13 protein-coding genes are annotated in these 14333 nt (G+C 70.3%); 8 read left to right on the forward strand and 5 right to left on the reverse strand.

The features are described 5' to 3' along the window. Positions 1 to 44: 44 nt before the first annotated feature. The 3 genes from ACIQNU_RS11110 to ACIQNU_RS11120 all read right to left on the reverse strand — a co-directional run bounded on the left by ACIQNU_RS11110 (position 45) and on the right by ACIQNU_RS11120 (position 3360). The gene (locus ACIQNU_RS11110; protein WP_401364109.1) at positions 45 to 683 is read right to left on the reverse strand and encodes a hypothetical protein; all 639 of its coding nucleotides are present in this window, start codon (positions 681 to 683) and stop codon (positions 45 to 47) included. Continuing rightward, entirely contained in the window at positions 680 to 2398 is a 1719-nt protein-coding gene (locus tag ACIQNU_RS11115; protein WP_401364112.1) for a PHP domain-containing protein, read from the reverse strand. The genes ACIQNU_RS11110 and ACIQNU_RS11115 overlap by 4 nt, the downstream gene beginning before the upstream one ends. A 140-nt stretch (positions 2399 to 2538) precedes the next feature. Continuing rightward, positions 2539 to 3360: an SAM-dependent methyltransferase gene (locus ACIQNU_RS11120; protein ID WP_401364115.1), complete on the reverse strand. Its 822-nt coding sequence runs from the start codon at positions 3358 to 3360 to the stop codon at positions 2539 to 2541. A 311-nt stretch (positions 3361 to 3671) separates the two neighbouring features. Here ACIQNU_RS11120 and ACIQNU_RS11125 point away from each other — a divergent pair, with 311 nt between their 5' ends. The 6 genes from ACIQNU_RS11125 (at position 3672) to ACIQNU_RS11150 (ending at position 9471) form a co-directional block, all read left to right on the forward strand. Further along, the gene (locus tag ACIQNU_RS11125; protein WP_401364118.1) at positions 3672 to 4181 is read left to right on the forward strand and encodes a methylated-DNA--[protein]-cysteine S-methyltransferase; all 510 of its coding nucleotides are present in this window, start codon (positions 3672 to 3674) and stop codon (positions 4179 to 4181) included. 94 nt (positions 4182 to 4275) lie between these two features. Further along, positions 4276 to 4911, forward strand: coding sequence for a DsbA family protein (locus ACIQNU_RS11130; protein WP_401364121.1), 636 nt, complete (start codon positions 4276 to 4278; stop codon positions 4909 to 4911). Between the two features lie 591 nt (positions 4912 to 5502). Next, positions 5503 to 6876 (forward strand): ankyrin repeat domain-containing protein, encoded by a 1374-nt coding sequence (locus ACIQNU_RS11135; protein WP_401364123.1) that lies wholly within the window; start codon positions 5503 to 5505, stop codon positions 6874 to 6876. Between the two features lie 71 nt (positions 6877 to 6947). Beyond that, positions 6948 to 7238 (forward strand): helix-turn-helix domain-containing protein, encoded by a 291-nt coding sequence (locus ACIQNU_RS11140; RefSeq protein ID WP_401364126.1) that lies wholly within the window; start codon positions 6948 to 6950, stop codon positions 7236 to 7238. Continuing rightward, on the forward strand, positions 7238 to 8881 hold the full coding sequence (locus ACIQNU_RS11145; protein WP_401364129.1) for a helix-turn-helix domain-containing protein: 1644 nt from the start codon (positions 7238 to 7240) through the stop codon (positions 8879 to 8881). The genes ACIQNU_RS11140 and ACIQNU_RS11145 overlap by 1 nt, the downstream gene beginning before the upstream one ends. Before the next feature lie 17 nt (positions 8882 to 8898). Further along, complete coding sequence (locus ACIQNU_RS11150) at positions 8899 to 9471, forward strand: transcriptional regulator (protein WP_401364132.1); 573 nt, start codon at positions 8899 to 8901, stop codon at positions 9469 to 9471. Here ACIQNU_RS11150 and ACIQNU_RS11155 read toward each other — a convergent pair. Both ACIQNU_RS11155 and ACIQNU_RS11160 read right to left on the reverse strand, forming a co-directional pair. Then, on the reverse strand, positions 9468 to 10910 hold the full coding sequence (locus ACIQNU_RS11155) for a carboxylesterase/lipase family protein (protein ID WP_401364135.1): 1443 nt from the start codon (positions 10908 to 10910) through the stop codon (positions 9468 to 9470). The two genes, ACIQNU_RS11150 and ACIQNU_RS11155, sit on opposite strands and share 4 nt — an antisense overlap. Positions 10911 to 10960: 50 nt before the next feature. Continuing rightward, positions 10961 to 11878, reverse strand: a complete 918-nt coding sequence (locus ACIQNU_RS11160; RefSeq protein WP_401364138.1) for an MBL fold metallo-hydrolase — start codon at positions 11876 to 11878, stop codon at positions 10961 to 10963. A 140-nt stretch (positions 11879 to 12018) separates the two neighbouring features. Here ACIQNU_RS11160 and ACIQNU_RS11165 point away from each other — a divergent pair, with 140 nt between their 5' ends. Both ACIQNU_RS11165 and ACIQNU_RS11170 read left to right on the forward strand, forming a co-directional pair. Beyond that, on the forward strand, positions 12019 to 12927 hold the full coding sequence (locus ACIQNU_RS11165; protein WP_401364141.1) for a helix-turn-helix domain-containing protein: 909 nt from the start codon (positions 12019 to 12021) through the stop codon (positions 12925 to 12927). 216 nt (positions 12928 to 13143) lie between these two features. Next, positions 13144 to 14280: an FAD-dependent oxidoreductase gene (locus tag ACIQNU_RS11170; RefSeq protein WP_401364144.1), complete on the forward strand. Its 1137-nt coding sequence runs from the start codon at positions 13144 to 13146 to the stop codon at positions 14278 to 14280. The last annotated feature ends 53 nt before the right edge of the window (positions 14281 to 14333 follow it).

Consider the following 14333-nt stretch of genomic DNA (forward strand, 5'->3'; position numbering starts at 1 on the left):
CGTACAGCCCCGGTTGAATCGGTGCTCTTTTGCGTGTCCGCAGGTCAGGCGTGGTCGTGGTCCGCGCAGCACGGCGTGGGGTTGGGCACCTCGAACGGTGCCAGCACGCCCCCGGCCGCCGGAACCAGCGGCAGCAGCAGATCGCCTGCCTGCCAGGTCGGCCGCACATGCCCCCGCGTCATCACCAGCGTGTCGGCGCCCGACAACTCCGGGCCACCGGCCGGGGAGCCGAGCAGCGAGACACGGTCCACCGCGCTGTCGACGAGCAGCCGCTCCAGCGTGATCGTGCCGTTCAGCACGTCGACCCCCGGGAACACCACCGCGCGCCCGGCGTTCCGGCCGGCGTGCTCGGCGGCGGCCAGCGTGGCACCGTCCACCCACTCGGCCGGGCCGAACTCCCGCTCGCCGAGGACCGCGCCGGTCGGCGGCTCACCCGGATCGGCGAGGAGTACGACCAGCCGTTCCCACGCCGACTCCGCGGCGTCCGCGTCCGGCAGCGCGAACGACACCGCCGTGTGCGGACGGGCGCCGCGCACCAGATGGGTACACCCGACGGTGTCCGCCGGAAGATCCAGTACTTCCACCAGCCGGTGGACCAGGTGGTCCGCGTCACGCAGACCCGCGCAACCGGCGTCCACACCGATGACGGTGCGGACGCCGGACGTGTGACGAGGTGCTGTCATGCGGGCAGGACCCACATCGGGTTGGAGTAGAACCACAGGTCCTTCCACGGGTCGGCGTCGCCGACCACGTCGATCGCCGGGCCCACGGGGTCGACACCCGCACCGTTCAGACCGACCGCCGTGCGGTTGCCGTCCGTGCCGCGCAGCCGCACGTACACCGGCCGGTCCAGGCGGCCCAGCGAGTACGTCAGACGCACCGTGCCCGTGGACTTGTTGACCTCGAAGGACTTGACGACCTTCGTGTTCGGCGTGCTCAGCGCGTCACGGTCGGAGGCCCGCCCGGTGACATCGCCCTGGATGACGTCCACGCGCGCCAGCATCGGCACGAACTGCGCCCAGTTGGAGCCGTTGGCCAGCGAGATGTCCACGACCAGGTCGACCTGGCTGCCGCGCCGCACCTGGAGGGTCCCGCCCAGCGTGACCGAGCTGCGGCCGGACTTCAGCTGCGCGTTGAGGCCGCTGATCAACCCGCCGTGGTCCACCCAGACCCGGCCCGCGCGGATGCCGTCCATCACGGACTTGTACGAGAAGTTCGAGGAACCGACGTGCGTACGGCTGTAGTGGCCGGGCCAGTAGTCGCCGTCACCGAGGTTGAGGCCGCCGCCGTACACCGGGTCCTGGTACTTGCCGTCGCGCGCGAAGTCGCTGTTCGGACCCCGGGTCGAGTTGTCGGCGTAGACGCTGTGCGAGTCGGAGTTGGCGGTGATCCACCACGGCTTGCCCTCGGCGAGCAGGCTGTCCCACAGACCGCCGACGGTCGAGGTCATCCAGTCGAAGCCGCCGAAGGTGCGGTAGCTCTCCAGCGGGTAGCCCGCCCAGGAGTTCGCGCTCGGGCTGGAGTCGTAGTAACCGCGCCCGGAACCGGGGCCGTTGGGCTTCGGCAGACCGGCCGCCTGGTGGCCGGGCGCACCCTCCATGCCGACCGCGATGCGGGGCTGCGCGTCGCGCCAGCCGCGGATCTCGTGCGGCGAGTCCAGACCCTTGCGCGCCGGGTGGTTCGCGAGGAACAGCGCGTCCGAGATCCGCTTGCGGCGGATGGCGTCGGCGAGGAAGTTGACGCCCGCGATGGCCAGGGCCTCGTTCGCCGGGGTGCTGTCCGTGGCGCCCTTCACGGCACCGTCGAAGGAGTTCTCGAAGTCCTTGAGGACACTGACCTCGTTGCGGCCCGGGTGCACGAACACGGTGCCGTGCTCCGCCGCCGGGATGTTCCACTCCAGACCCTGGAACACCAGCGTGTCGGAGATCTTGTCACGGGCCGCGACGATGTCCGGGTTGACCTTCTCCACACCGATCTTGGCGTGCGTCTCGCTGCCGTGGTCGGTGATGACCATCCAGTCGAGACCGTGCGCGTTCGCCTGACGCACGTGGTCGATCACGCGGTACTTGGCGTCGGAGCTGTACTGCGTGTGGATGTGGTGGTCACCGGCCAGCCACAGGTAGCCACCGGAACGCCCCGCGTCGTGCGAGGACCCGTGCGCGGCGGGAGCGGCGACCGCCTGCCCCGCGCCCACCAGGCCGCCGCCCACCACGCTGCCCGCGGCGATCCCCGCGCCGAGCAGACCGGTGCGCCGCAGCATCCCGCGCCGCGAGAGCTGATCGGGCGTCAGCCCCTCGTCGGGAACCGACATGTCGAGAGCCGGCGGCAGCGAGGTGGGTTCGTCGCTGCCGTGGTGGTGTCCATGGTGGTGGTGCCCATGGTCGTGACTGTGGCTCATCTCAGCTCCTGCTGGCCTCACGGGAGTACGCGTTCGGACGTGCCGAGCGTGCGCATGCACGGTGAACGACAGACGAGCCGCCCATGTCGGAACGGGGAACGCCGGATGTGAGGACAGGACACCACCACCGACACATAGTGCTACGGCTTGCGGCCCACCCCTCCGTACGCGTCGACCTCCGGTGTTCCGGCAGCCGATCCACCGGGTTCGGGGCGCCAGCGGGTGACCTGGACGATCCCGGGGTCGGTCAGGTCAAGACCGTCGAAGAAACCGGCGATCTCCTCGACGCTGCGGACGTAATAGGGCACGGCGCCACTGGAGTTGTACGCGTCCGACGCGGCGATCATGCCTTCGCTGGTGGATGTGCTGTCGCTGATGACCAGGTAACTCCCGGACGGCAGACCGGACATGAGGTGCGACACCAGCGCGCGGGCCTCTTTGTGGTCGGCGACATGGCCGAGCGTGTTCAGGATCATCAGCGCGACCGGGCGGGAGAAGTCGAGGGTGTCCCGGGCGGCTTCCAGGATGGTGTCGGGCCGGTACAGATCGGCGTCGAGGTAGGCGGTCTTCCCCTCGGGTGTGCTGGTGAGCAGCGCGCGGGCATGGCTCAGGACGAGGGGGTCGTTGTCGACGTACACGATGCGTGCGTCCGGGGCGACGCGCTGGGCGACCTGATGGGTGTTGTCGGCGGTCGGCAGCCCCGTCCCGACGTCGAGGAACTGCCGTACGCCCTGCTCGACGGCCAGGTGCCGGACCGCGCGCCCGAGGAAGTGCCGGCTGGTCAGCGCCACGTCGACCAGGCCGGGGAAGATCTCCCGGATGTGGTCACCGATCTCGCGGTCGACCTCGTAGTGGTCCTTGCCGCCCACGAAGTAGTTCCAGAATCGCGCGGAGTGCGGCTTGGTGATGTCGATCCGGGCGCGTACGTCCGCGGCTTCTTGCAGGGAGTCACGGTCGGACATGGAAACGGGCCTCCTAGGCGACGTCTGTGCGGCGATCACCCCCAACCTAGACGCAGCGACGAAGCTCGAACACACGCTTGGCCACATCAACTTGCCTGTCCAGCGGGCGAGATGACGCGATCGCGCCAGACCGGAAGCCCCTTCCCTACGACCGCCGACACCGATGTCCGATTCCCGCCAGCAGACGCCACCGCGAAGCACCATTCTCGAAGGTGGAAGCGGAAGAAGAGGGGGATGGGAAGGGAATGAGGGAGATGGACGAGACGACGAGGGATACGGGGTCTACGAGGGATACGGGGTCTACGACGAATATGGGGGCGACCGTCTGGACGGTCGCGGACAGCCCCCTGGGCGCGCTGCTGCTGGTAGGAGAGGTGACGGCGACCGGCACGGCACTGACCTCACTCTCCATGCCGGGTCAGCGGACCGCTCCTGCCGTACGGCACGACTGGCGGCACGATCCGCGAGCCCTCGCGGGCGTCACCCGGCAGCTCACCGCGTACTTCGCGGGCGAACGCACCCTGTTCGACGTCGAGTTCACGGCGACCGGGACCGCATTCCAGCGGCGCGTATGGAGCGTCCTGGACGACATCCCGTACGGCTCCACGACCACGTACGGCGAACTCGCCGAGCGGCTGGGCGTGGCGCGCCAGGACATCCGCGCGCTGGGTGCGGCGATCGGCGCGAACCCGCTGCTGCTCGTGCGCCCGTGCCACCGGGTGATCGGCGCGGACGGCACGATGCGCGGCTACGCGGGCGGAGTCGAGCGGAAGGTCCGGCTCCTGACGCTGGAGGGAGCGCTTCAGCCGACCCTCCTGTAGTCGGCCGATGGCACCCGGACGGCAGTTTGCCGGTGCCCGTACCACCTGAGAGCCTGGCCGGGAGCGAGTGATCCGGACTCCCGGGGAAGGAACGATGACCTCCACACCGCAGCCCCACGCACCGGCCCCCACCAAGGTCGACTTCTACTTCGACCCGGTCTGCCCCTTCGCGTGGATCGCCTCCCGCTGGATCCTGGAGGTGGAACGGCACCGGGACATCGACCTGCGGTTCCGCATCATGAGCCTGACCGTGCTCAACACCGGCCGCGACTACCTGCCGGAGCGGTACAAGGCAAGGCTGGAGGAGGGCTGGTGGGCCGTCCGGGTCGCGACCGCACTGGCCCGGCGCGACGGCGAAGAGGCCCTGCGCGCGTTCTACACGGAGTTCGGTGTCCGCTACCACAACGAAGGAATCAAGGACCGCCGGGCCGTCATCGAGGCCGCGCTCGCCGCCATCGACGCGCCCGCCGACCTCATCACGGCGGCGGATTCGACGGAGTACGACGACGCGGTGCGCGCCAGCCACCACGAGGGGATGGACCCGGTCGGCATGGATGTCGGCACACCGACCCTGCACGTCGACGGCGTCGCCTTCTTCGGCCCGGTCCTCAGCTCGATCCCGCGCGGCGAGGACGCCCTGAAGGTCTTCGACGGCGCCGTGGCGCTGGCGAGTTACCCGGACTTCTACGAGCTGAAGCGCTCACGCACCGGCGAACTCGACTTCACCTGACACACCCACAGCCCACCCCATTGCACCCCCGCACACACCGCCGTCGCGGGACCTCACCTGCAAGCTCTACGGCCGCCCGAGCTGAGAAGAGGGCCGCCTACCCAGTGTCAGTAATCGGCCGGGGCATCGCGGGCTGAGACAGTACCGCCACGTCGTCGCGCGGAGCGTGGAGCGAACGGCGCTGTCAGTGCCGCATGCGACGCTCGGCACATGGGTTTCTTTGACGATCTTGTGCTTCCGGAGGCTCGGGCTGCCGAGCGAGCCGTGTGGGCCCGGTTGCGGTCGGCCGATGAGGACGAGGGGCGATTCGCGCCGCCCGTCGACCGGTTCGTGCCCGCGCTGTTACCGCAGCTCGCGACAGTCGGCGCCGGTCCGGAGACCCGGGTGGTGCTGACGGGATGGTCCGTGTGGCCGAGGTCGGTCACACTGCATCTGGCGGTCTTCCGAAACACCCTCCGACAGGGAGGGGACACGAGAAGACAGTCCGGGCTACGGGTGGGGCTGCTGTTCTCCGACGGCCGACGTGTGACCTCGCTGGACGGCACGGTGAGACGAAGAATCCCGTTCGCGGGGCCGGCGGGGCAGACGAACGTGGCGCGTACTGTGCAAGCGGTCGGGCTGATCCCGCTGGATCCGGGCCTGAACCACGCCGGCAGGTCGCTGTTCAAGACCGACGTCGATCTGTACCTGGCGGAACTGCCGCCTCCAGGGGATACGCAGTTGGTGATCGAGTGGCCGGACGAGGAGATGGCGGAGGTCCGCACCCCTGTCGACGCGGCGGCACTTCACACTGCGTCCAGCCGGGCATTCGAGGTCTGGCAGGGACTTGAACCGCCGGATCCACAAGGGCAGTCGGGCGTGTTCATGAGGGTGGAGGTGAGTGGCCCGCCAACCCTCCTGGCGCCGCCGTTGCCCCGGGATCAGCGGGAGACGCTGCGTCGCGCGGAGGAGGCCCGGCAGCGCTACGTGCCCCGGGCCGACTGGCAGGAGATGGGCTACCGCGACTGGGGAGACACCGCCTTGATCCGGGCCCGGCTGGAGGGGGGCGCACCACCCGACGCCGCAGTCGGACCGCATGGCAGCACTCCGCTCCACCTGGCGGCGGAGCAAGGCGGAGCGGAAGCGGTGACGGTGCTTCTGTCGTACGGCGTGGACATCGACGTCCGCGACGACGCCGGGCACACGCCCCTGTGGTACGCCGTCCACGGACTGGACGAGGCCACCGTCCGTACGCTGACCGGTGCCGGGGCGGATGTGTGGTCACCGCAGTCAGGTCCCTGGTCACCGGGCCGACTGATGTTGACCACGACGCTCGCACCGCTCGCCGAGGCCCTGCCGGGGGCAGTGAAGTTGGCCCCGGAGGAGGTCGCTCGGCAACAGGCGGCGGACTCCCTCATCGTGGCTTTCGGCGACGAGCCGCTGTGGACGGAGGGCCTCGGTGCGTGCTTCGTGCGGGGACTGAGCGAGGACGAGCTGATCCGGCGACTCGGCGCCGATCCCGCCCAGTGCCCGAGGACGGATCCCGAAGATGCGCCCTTCGATCCGTCGGACTACGAAGAATCCCTGCGCTACGTGGGTGTGAGAAGCGTCGACGGCGCCCCCGGCGGCTGCGTGATCACACAGGACGGATACATGCCGAGCGACAACCCGGTGCTTCAGGCGATATCGGCGGACACCACGGCCTACGGCGTGTACTTCAACCCCAAGGGCGGGACCTTCGGCACTCTGGCCCGTGACGGTGAAGTCGTCGCTTCCGAAGAGATCGGCCTCGCGCCGCACGAGTCGGATCCGGCCGCCTACTGGACCTTTCGTTTCTGGCAGCGCGAGCACACGTTCCCGTGGGGCGCCGACATCCTCGCCTACTGCTGTGCCGCAGTCGGCCTGAGGATCACAGACGGCCGGGACGCAGTCGATCGGCGATCCCCGCGCCGCTGGGTGGCACTGCCATCGGACCTGCGGCGCTGAGACCGGAGACTCGCATGCGGAAAACTCATGAATGAATCGGAAAGTGCATAGGTCTTGGTAGGGTTGGGGGCATGCGGATGTCTCTGCCGGAACGGGTGCGGGTGGTGGTGGCGGCGCTGATGCATGCCTCGGGTGAGTCGCAGGCGAGGCTGGCCGAGGCGCTGGGTGTGACACAGGCCCAGGTGAGCCGCCGTCAGTCCGGGTCCGCCGCCTGGAGTCTTGCCGACTGTGAGGCGCTGGCCGTGCATTACGGTATGGATGTCCTGGACCTGCTGGCGGGCCCGACCCGGGCGTGCGAGGCACTGCCCGACGCCCGCCGCGCCGGACGGTCGCGGCCGTCCGTCAAGAAGGGGATGCGGTGATGGCGCAGTTCGAGGTGATCGACGCCTTGCTGGCCACGGCCCGCAAGGAGGTCGAACTGCCCCCGGCCGCGCGGCGCCGCGCCCTGCGTGAAGCGCTGGACCTCTCCCGCGCGCAGGTCTCCGGCGCCCTCGGGGTCAGCCCCTCCACGGTCGCCGGATGGGAATCGGGCCGCGAACCGGCCGGCGAAACGCGTGAGCGTTACGCCTACTTCCTCAAGGGCGCTGAAGCCAAGCTCGCCGACCTTGAGGCCGCCCGCCAGGTCGAAACCCCTGCCCCCGCACACGCCCCTCAGGCAGAACCCGGCCCATCGGGCGACGACGCCGAGCTGCCCGTAGAGCCGTCCGATACTCCGTCCGATACGCCGTTCGCTACGGCAGATCAGCTGACCCCGGCCCCCGACGCGGACGACGTCGAAGCCCTGGATGTGCCTCAGCCGTGCGTGCTCTGCGGGCAGCCCGCGCACCACCAGGTCGCCGGGTTCCCACAGCACTTGGACCCCGCCGCGTGCGCCGCACCGGCACCACCGGCGCCCCCGACCCCACCGGTCTCACAGGCGCCCCCGACAGTCGCCCATGGCCCGGCGAGCCGTTCGTCCCGCCCCGCCACCCCCGTGAGGACCGTGTCCGTCGGCCGCCGCGTGCAGGCCGCCTCCGACCTGCCGGATCTGATCGGGGAGGCCGTCACGGCGGCGCTCGCCAGGTGCGAGGGCGATGTCGACGCGGCGACGGCGGCGCTGCTGAAGCGGGCGATCCCGGACGCGATGGTCCTGCTGGACACCACCCGCAAGGGCGGTCGCTACGACGTCGTGGCCCACCCCTGGATCCCCGACATCCTGCGCAAGAAGACCGCCAGGGGAGCCGACCAGATCTGGGAGGCCCGCCCCAAATGGACCCGCCCCCACCTGCCCGCCGGGCGCCACGAGGTGACCAGTCTCGACATCAACGGTGCCTACCTGTCCGCCCTCAAGACACACCTGCCGATCGGACAGCTGGAGCACTCGGAAGGCGACGTTCACGACCGGCGCCGCGCGGGAGTCCACCTGATCACCCCGGCCGACTGGGACCACGACGCGGTCCTGCCCAACCCGCTGGGCAACCGTGACGAAGGCGGCCCCCTGTGGGTCACCGAACCCACCTTGCGGCTGCTGCTGCGCCTGTCCGGCCCGAAGTACCGGCTCTGCGAGGCGCCCGAGATCCACGAGTCGTACACCTCCGGCGCGACCGAGGGTCTGCTGGAGAAGTTCCGCGTCACCCTGAAGGACGCCCGCGACAAGGCCATCGCCGAGGGCGACGAGATCACCGGCGAGTACGTGAAGGCGATGTACTCCAAGTTCGTCTCGACCATGGGGGAGTCGACGTACAACCGGGAACTCAACCGCCCGGACTGGATGCACCTCATCCGCTCGCAGGCCTTCGCCAACCTCTGGGCGAAGGCCTACAAGGCGCACGACGAGGGCTTGATGGTGGTCAGTGTGCAGGGCACCGACGAACTCCACGTCATCGGCGACTGGCGCCATGTCTTCACCGAAGGCCGCGGTGTCACCGAGGTGAAGGTCAAGGACGCCTACACCGCCGGTACCGACGAGGCGGCCGACAGCGCGACCACCGTCAGTGCGACCACCGACAGCGCGACCACCGACTAGGCAAGGAACGGCAGCACATGCCCGAGCGCACCATCGAGTTCGGCAAGTACGGCGCCAGAGGGATCAAGGGCCACGAGGCAGTGGCCCGACAGCTCGACTCCTACCTCCACTACATCGCCACGCCCATCTCCTCGCCACGCGGTCTGCTGGCCCGCCTGCACTACCTCACCCGCACCGGCCACGCCCTCGCCGCCGCCCGCGCGGCGGGCCTGACCGCGACCGACCGCACGGTCGAGGCATGGCTGAAGGAGCAGCGCCGCCCGTCGAAGCGGAACCTCGCCAGGATCGAGGACGCCTACCGCACGGTCCGCCGCCACAACGTCGCCCGCTACCTGCTGCCCCGGCTCAACCGCGAGGGCCGCGGCACCCGCGTCGAGATCCACCCCCTCAACCAGTCGGCAGTGAACCGCCCCCAGCAACGGGTCCTCGAATTCCGCACCCTCAACGTCCGCCACTGGGACCGCATCGTCGAGGCATGGTCCGCAGCGGACGACCGCGCCCTGGACGACGCCTGGATCGAACAGATCGTCGACCTCGGCTCCCAGTGGGGCCAGTACGAGTACTGCACCAACGTCGGCTTCGCCGCTTAGGCGAGGGTGTGCACCTCGGGACGGTCCGGGGTGTACGGAGCCCAGCCAGGGTTTCCGGTGGTGGCGAAGGCCACCCAGGCGCCGTGTATCCGCGCCGCGAGTCCTGCCGGGGCGGGGTCGGGGCCGAGCAGGCGGGTGTTCCCGTGGAGCCAGGGTTCGTCGGCGATGTCGAACACGAAGGGCAGTTCGACGGTGTGGGCAGCGCCGAGCCGCCCGCCCAGGGCCGTCGAGCGGTACCCGAAGGAGTAGACGTGCGTGCGCCCGCCGGAGATCCGCGCGTGAGCCTGCGCCAGGCGCGTCGTACCGGACTCGAACAGGGCCTGCCCGAGCACGGCGGAGCGCAACTCGCCCGGCGTCCCGCCCGGACGTGCCGCGCGCTGCGCGGCGAGGGCGGCCTCCGGGTCCGCGTGCACGCGGGTGGCGACGGCGAGTACGTCGGCTTCCGTCGTGGAGTCCAGATTGCCCTGCGGTACGAGGTAGAGGTGCCCCTCCTCGCTGTTGGTGCCGATGAGCAGGTCGACGTCGTCGGCCGGGCCGTCGGCGAGACCGTCGGCGGGCTGGACCGGCAGGACCAGGCTGAACGGGCTGAGCCCGGCCAGCGGGTCCGTGGCGGTACTGGTGCGGAGGTCGAGGCCGGTCAATGCGGGCAGGGTCGTCAGGAAACGCTCGTCCGGGATCGCGGCGAACGCCTCGGCGGTCGGCTCCACACCCAGTGCGGCGGCGGCCGTGACGGCGACCCGTCGCGCCTGTTCCGGGGTGAAGGCGCCCGTACCGCTGCCGCTCTGGACGATCGCCCGCCGGAACAGACCCCGCGCCTCCGGAACCGCGAGCAGCGCGCCCGTGAGCGTGGCGCCCGCGGACTGGCCGAAGACCGTGACGTTCCCAGGGTCACCGCCGAACGCCGCGACGGTGTCGCGTACCCATCCGAGTGCGGCAAGCACGTCCAGTAGCCCCCGGTTGGCCGGAGCACCTGGCAGATCGAGGAAACCGGGGATGCCGAGGCGGTAGTTGACCGTCACGAGGACGACACCGTCGCGGGCGAACGCGCCGCCGTCGTAGAGCGCGGCGCGGTTCGAGCCGGTGACGAAGCCGCCCCCGTGCACGAAGACCATGACCGGACGCCTGCCGTCGTCGGCGGCCGGTGTGCGGACATCGACGGTCAGGTACTCCTCGCCGGGCACCCAGCCCGGTCCGAAGTAGGGGACCATGTCGAGCCGGCCGAAGTCGCGGGCGGGCTGGGGAGCCGTGGGCGAGGGCCGCGTGGCGTCGCGGACACCGGACCAGCCCGGATGCGGTGCGGGTGGGGCGAAACGGGTGGCACCGGTCGGGGCCGCCGCGTAGGGGACGGCGCGGTAGCGCTCGCCGGATCCGTCACGGAGGCCGCGTACGGCGCCCGCCGGGGTTGCGACGACCGGATCTGGATCTGCCTGTCGGGACACGGGACACGCTTCCTTTCTGGAGGGGGCATCAGGAGCCGGGAAGGGGGACATCACGAGATGCGGGAGAAGCCCGCCCACTCCTTGATCGCGAACTTCGAGCCGCTGCGCGAGACCTCCGCGGCGCCTTGGCCGCCGAAGTGCGCCGGGAAGACGAGCGCGTTGCTCTCGGCGGCGCGGCCGAGCAGTTTGTGGCGGGTGGCGCGGGACTCCGCCGGGTCCTCGCAGAAGCAGGAATTGGTGTCCGGCTCCGCGATCTGCAGCGCGGTGTGCATCAGGTCCCCGACGAACAACGCCTGATCGCCGCCGGACTCCAGCGTGAGCACCGACGAACCCGGTGTGTGCCCAGGAGCGAGATCGAGACGCAGGTTCCTGTCGATCCGGTACGTCCCCTCCCACAGGTGAGTGAGTCCCGCACGGTGGACCGGCGCGACGCTGTCCTCGAAGACGTTCTGATTCCCGCGACCCAGCACGCTCCTGTGCTCGTTCGCCGGATCCCAGAAATCGAAGTCCCGCCGGGTCATCAGGTACGTGGCGTTCGGGAAGGTCGGCACCCAGGTCCGGTCGTCGAGGCGGGTGTTCCAGCCGACGTGATCGATGTGCAGGTGGGTGTTGACCACGATGTCCACGTCCTCGGGCCGCACCCCGGCAGCGGCGAGGTTGTCGAGATACCGCGTGTCCAGGCGGCTCCACACCGGCGCGTAGGGCCGGTCCTTGTGATTGCCCACGCCCGTGTCCACGACGATCGTGCGCCCTTCGCTGCGCAGCAACCAGGACTGGATGGCCGTACTGCACTCATCCGATTCCGGGTTCCAGAAGTCGGGCGCGAGCCAGTCACGGTGCTCCTCCCACGAGCCGTCGGGGCTGCCCGGGAAGAACTGGCCCGGGGACATCCCGACCGAGCCGTAGAACTCTTTGACGCGGGTCACGGTGACGTCACCAAGGGTGATCTGCTCGGGTTGCTGATCCATAGGGGGTCCGTCCTCAGGTCCGGGGCACAGGGCCGAATGACACCGAGCCTGGACAAGCGGACCAGCACGCACCACACCCCGGTTGTCCTCCCCCTCGCAGGGTGTGGCTGGGATCGCGCCGCACGCCGAATACTGGAGCCATGAACGGACCCGGACCACTCGGAGCCTTCCTCCAAGCCCGACGGACGCTGCTGCGACCCGAGGACGTCGGCCTGCGCGACCTCGGCCCCCGCAGGCGGGTGGCCGGGCTCCGGCGCGAGGAACTGGCCGAGCTGGCGGGCGTCAGCGTCTCGTACTACGCACGGCTCGAACAGGGCCTGTCCCGCGGGGCCTCGGCCGAGGTGCTCGACGCGATCGGCCGCGCCCTCCAACTCGACGACCACGAACGCGAACACCTCGACCTGCTCGCCGGCGCCGCCCGCCACACTCCCCGGATGCGCCGCCCACGGCCCGAGAAGCTCGCCGACGAGACACGCGACCTCCTCCGCGCCGTCGACGGTGTCCCGGCGCTCGTACTCGGCCGCCGTACCGACGTACTGGCCTGGAACACCCTCGGACACGCCCTGCTGGCCGGGCACCTCGATCTCCATGGCCCGGACGACCCGGCGCGACGCCCGAACATGAGCCGGATGCTGTTCCTGGACCTGCACTGTCAGGAGCTGTACGCGGACTGGAAACGCAAGGCGCGCGCGGTGGTCGGCAACCTGCGCATCGCCGTCGGCAGGCACCCGGACGACCCGCTGCTCGCGGAGCTGATCGGCGAACTGACCATGAAGAGCGCGGAGTTCACCGCCCTGTGGGCCGACCACCGCGTGGCGCCGTGCGACGCCGCCACCTACGAGCTGCACCATCCCGTCGTCGGCACGGTGACGGTGACACAGCAGACACTGGCGATCGCCCGTTCACCGGAACAGACGCTCTTCGTGTGCACGACCCCCGCCGGCTCGTCGTCCGACGAGGCCCTCGCGCTCCTCCGGCAGGCGAGCGGCGGCAGGGCGCCGCACGCGGACAGTCCCGGCGTTCCCGAGAAGCGAACCCGACGGGTGTAGGCGACCGGGCAGGACCCGGACCCAGCGCGGTGCCGGCTCGACCACCCAACCGGACCCCGGTCGGGGCTGGTGTCGGCCGGTTGTGGGCGGTGGTGGAGGGCCTGTCGGTGACCTGTCGGTGAGCTGTCGACGGCTGCCGGGACATTGGATCTCGTCGGTGCCGACCATCAACGGCACAGACCACCAGCAGCGCATCGTCCCGACGAAGGAAGCACCATGACCACTGACGTCACGATCATCGGCGCCGGGCTCGGCGGCCTCACGCTCGCCCGCGTCCTGCACGTCCACGGCATACCGGCCACGGTCTACGAGGCGGAGTCCGGCCCGGCCGCCCGTACGCAGGGCGGGATGCTCGACATCCACGACTACAACGGACAACTCGCCGTCGAAGCCGCCGGTTTGACGGACGAGTTCCACGCCATCGTCCTGGAGGGCCGCCAGGCGATGCGGATCCTCGACCGGGACGGGACCGTCCTGCTCGACAAAGCTGACGACGGCACCGGCGGACGCCCCGAGGTACAGCGCGGCGAGCTGCGACAGATCCTGCTCGACTCACTTCCGGCCGGCACCGTCCGATGGGGGCACAAGGTCAGCGGCGCGCGTGCCCTCGGCGATGGCCGCCACGAGGTGACGTTCGCCGACGGCGGCACCGTCGTCACCGGCCTGCTGGTCGGCGCGGACGGCGCGTGGTCGCGGGTCCGGCCGCTGCTCTCCACCGCCGTGCCCGAGTACGTCGGTACGTCGTTCATCGAGACCTACCTGTTCGACGCCGACACCCGGCACCCTGCCGCCGCGAAGGCGGTCGGCGGCGGGATGCTGATGGCGCCCGCGCCGGGCAGGGAGATCTACGCACACCGGGAGAGCGGCGACACCCTGCACACCTATGTGGCGCTGTCCAGGTCGCAGGACTGGTTCGCCGCCATCGATTTCACCGATGCCGCCGCGGCCACCGCGCGGATCGCGGAGGAGTTCGACGGCTGGGCACCGGAACTCACCGCGCTGATCACCGACAGCGACACCGCGCCCGTCCTGCGCCCCCACTACGCTCTGCCGATCGGGGACCAGTGGGACCGGGTGCCGGGGGTGACCCTGCTCGGCGATGCCGCCCATCTCACGGCCCCGAACGGCGAAGGCGCCAACCTGGCCATGCTCGACGGCGCCGAACTCGGCAACGCCCTCGCCGCACACCCCGACGACGTCGAGGCCGCGCTCACCGAGTACGAGCGGGTCATGTTCCTCCGCAGCGCCGAGGCCGCCACTTTTGAAGGTGCCGCGATGTACGGGATCGACTCCGAGGAGAACACGGCCCAGAACCTGATCGCCGCGTTCACCCGTCACGAGGAGGCCCAATAGGGGATTCACCGTGACCTTGCGTACAGGGCAGCGCCCGCCGTCGTGCGGGGACT

It is taken from the genome of Streptomyces sp. NPDC091292, from assembly GCF_044757265.1.
GTDB lineage: Bacteria > Actinomycetota > Actinomycetes > Streptomycetales > Streptomycetaceae > Streptomyces.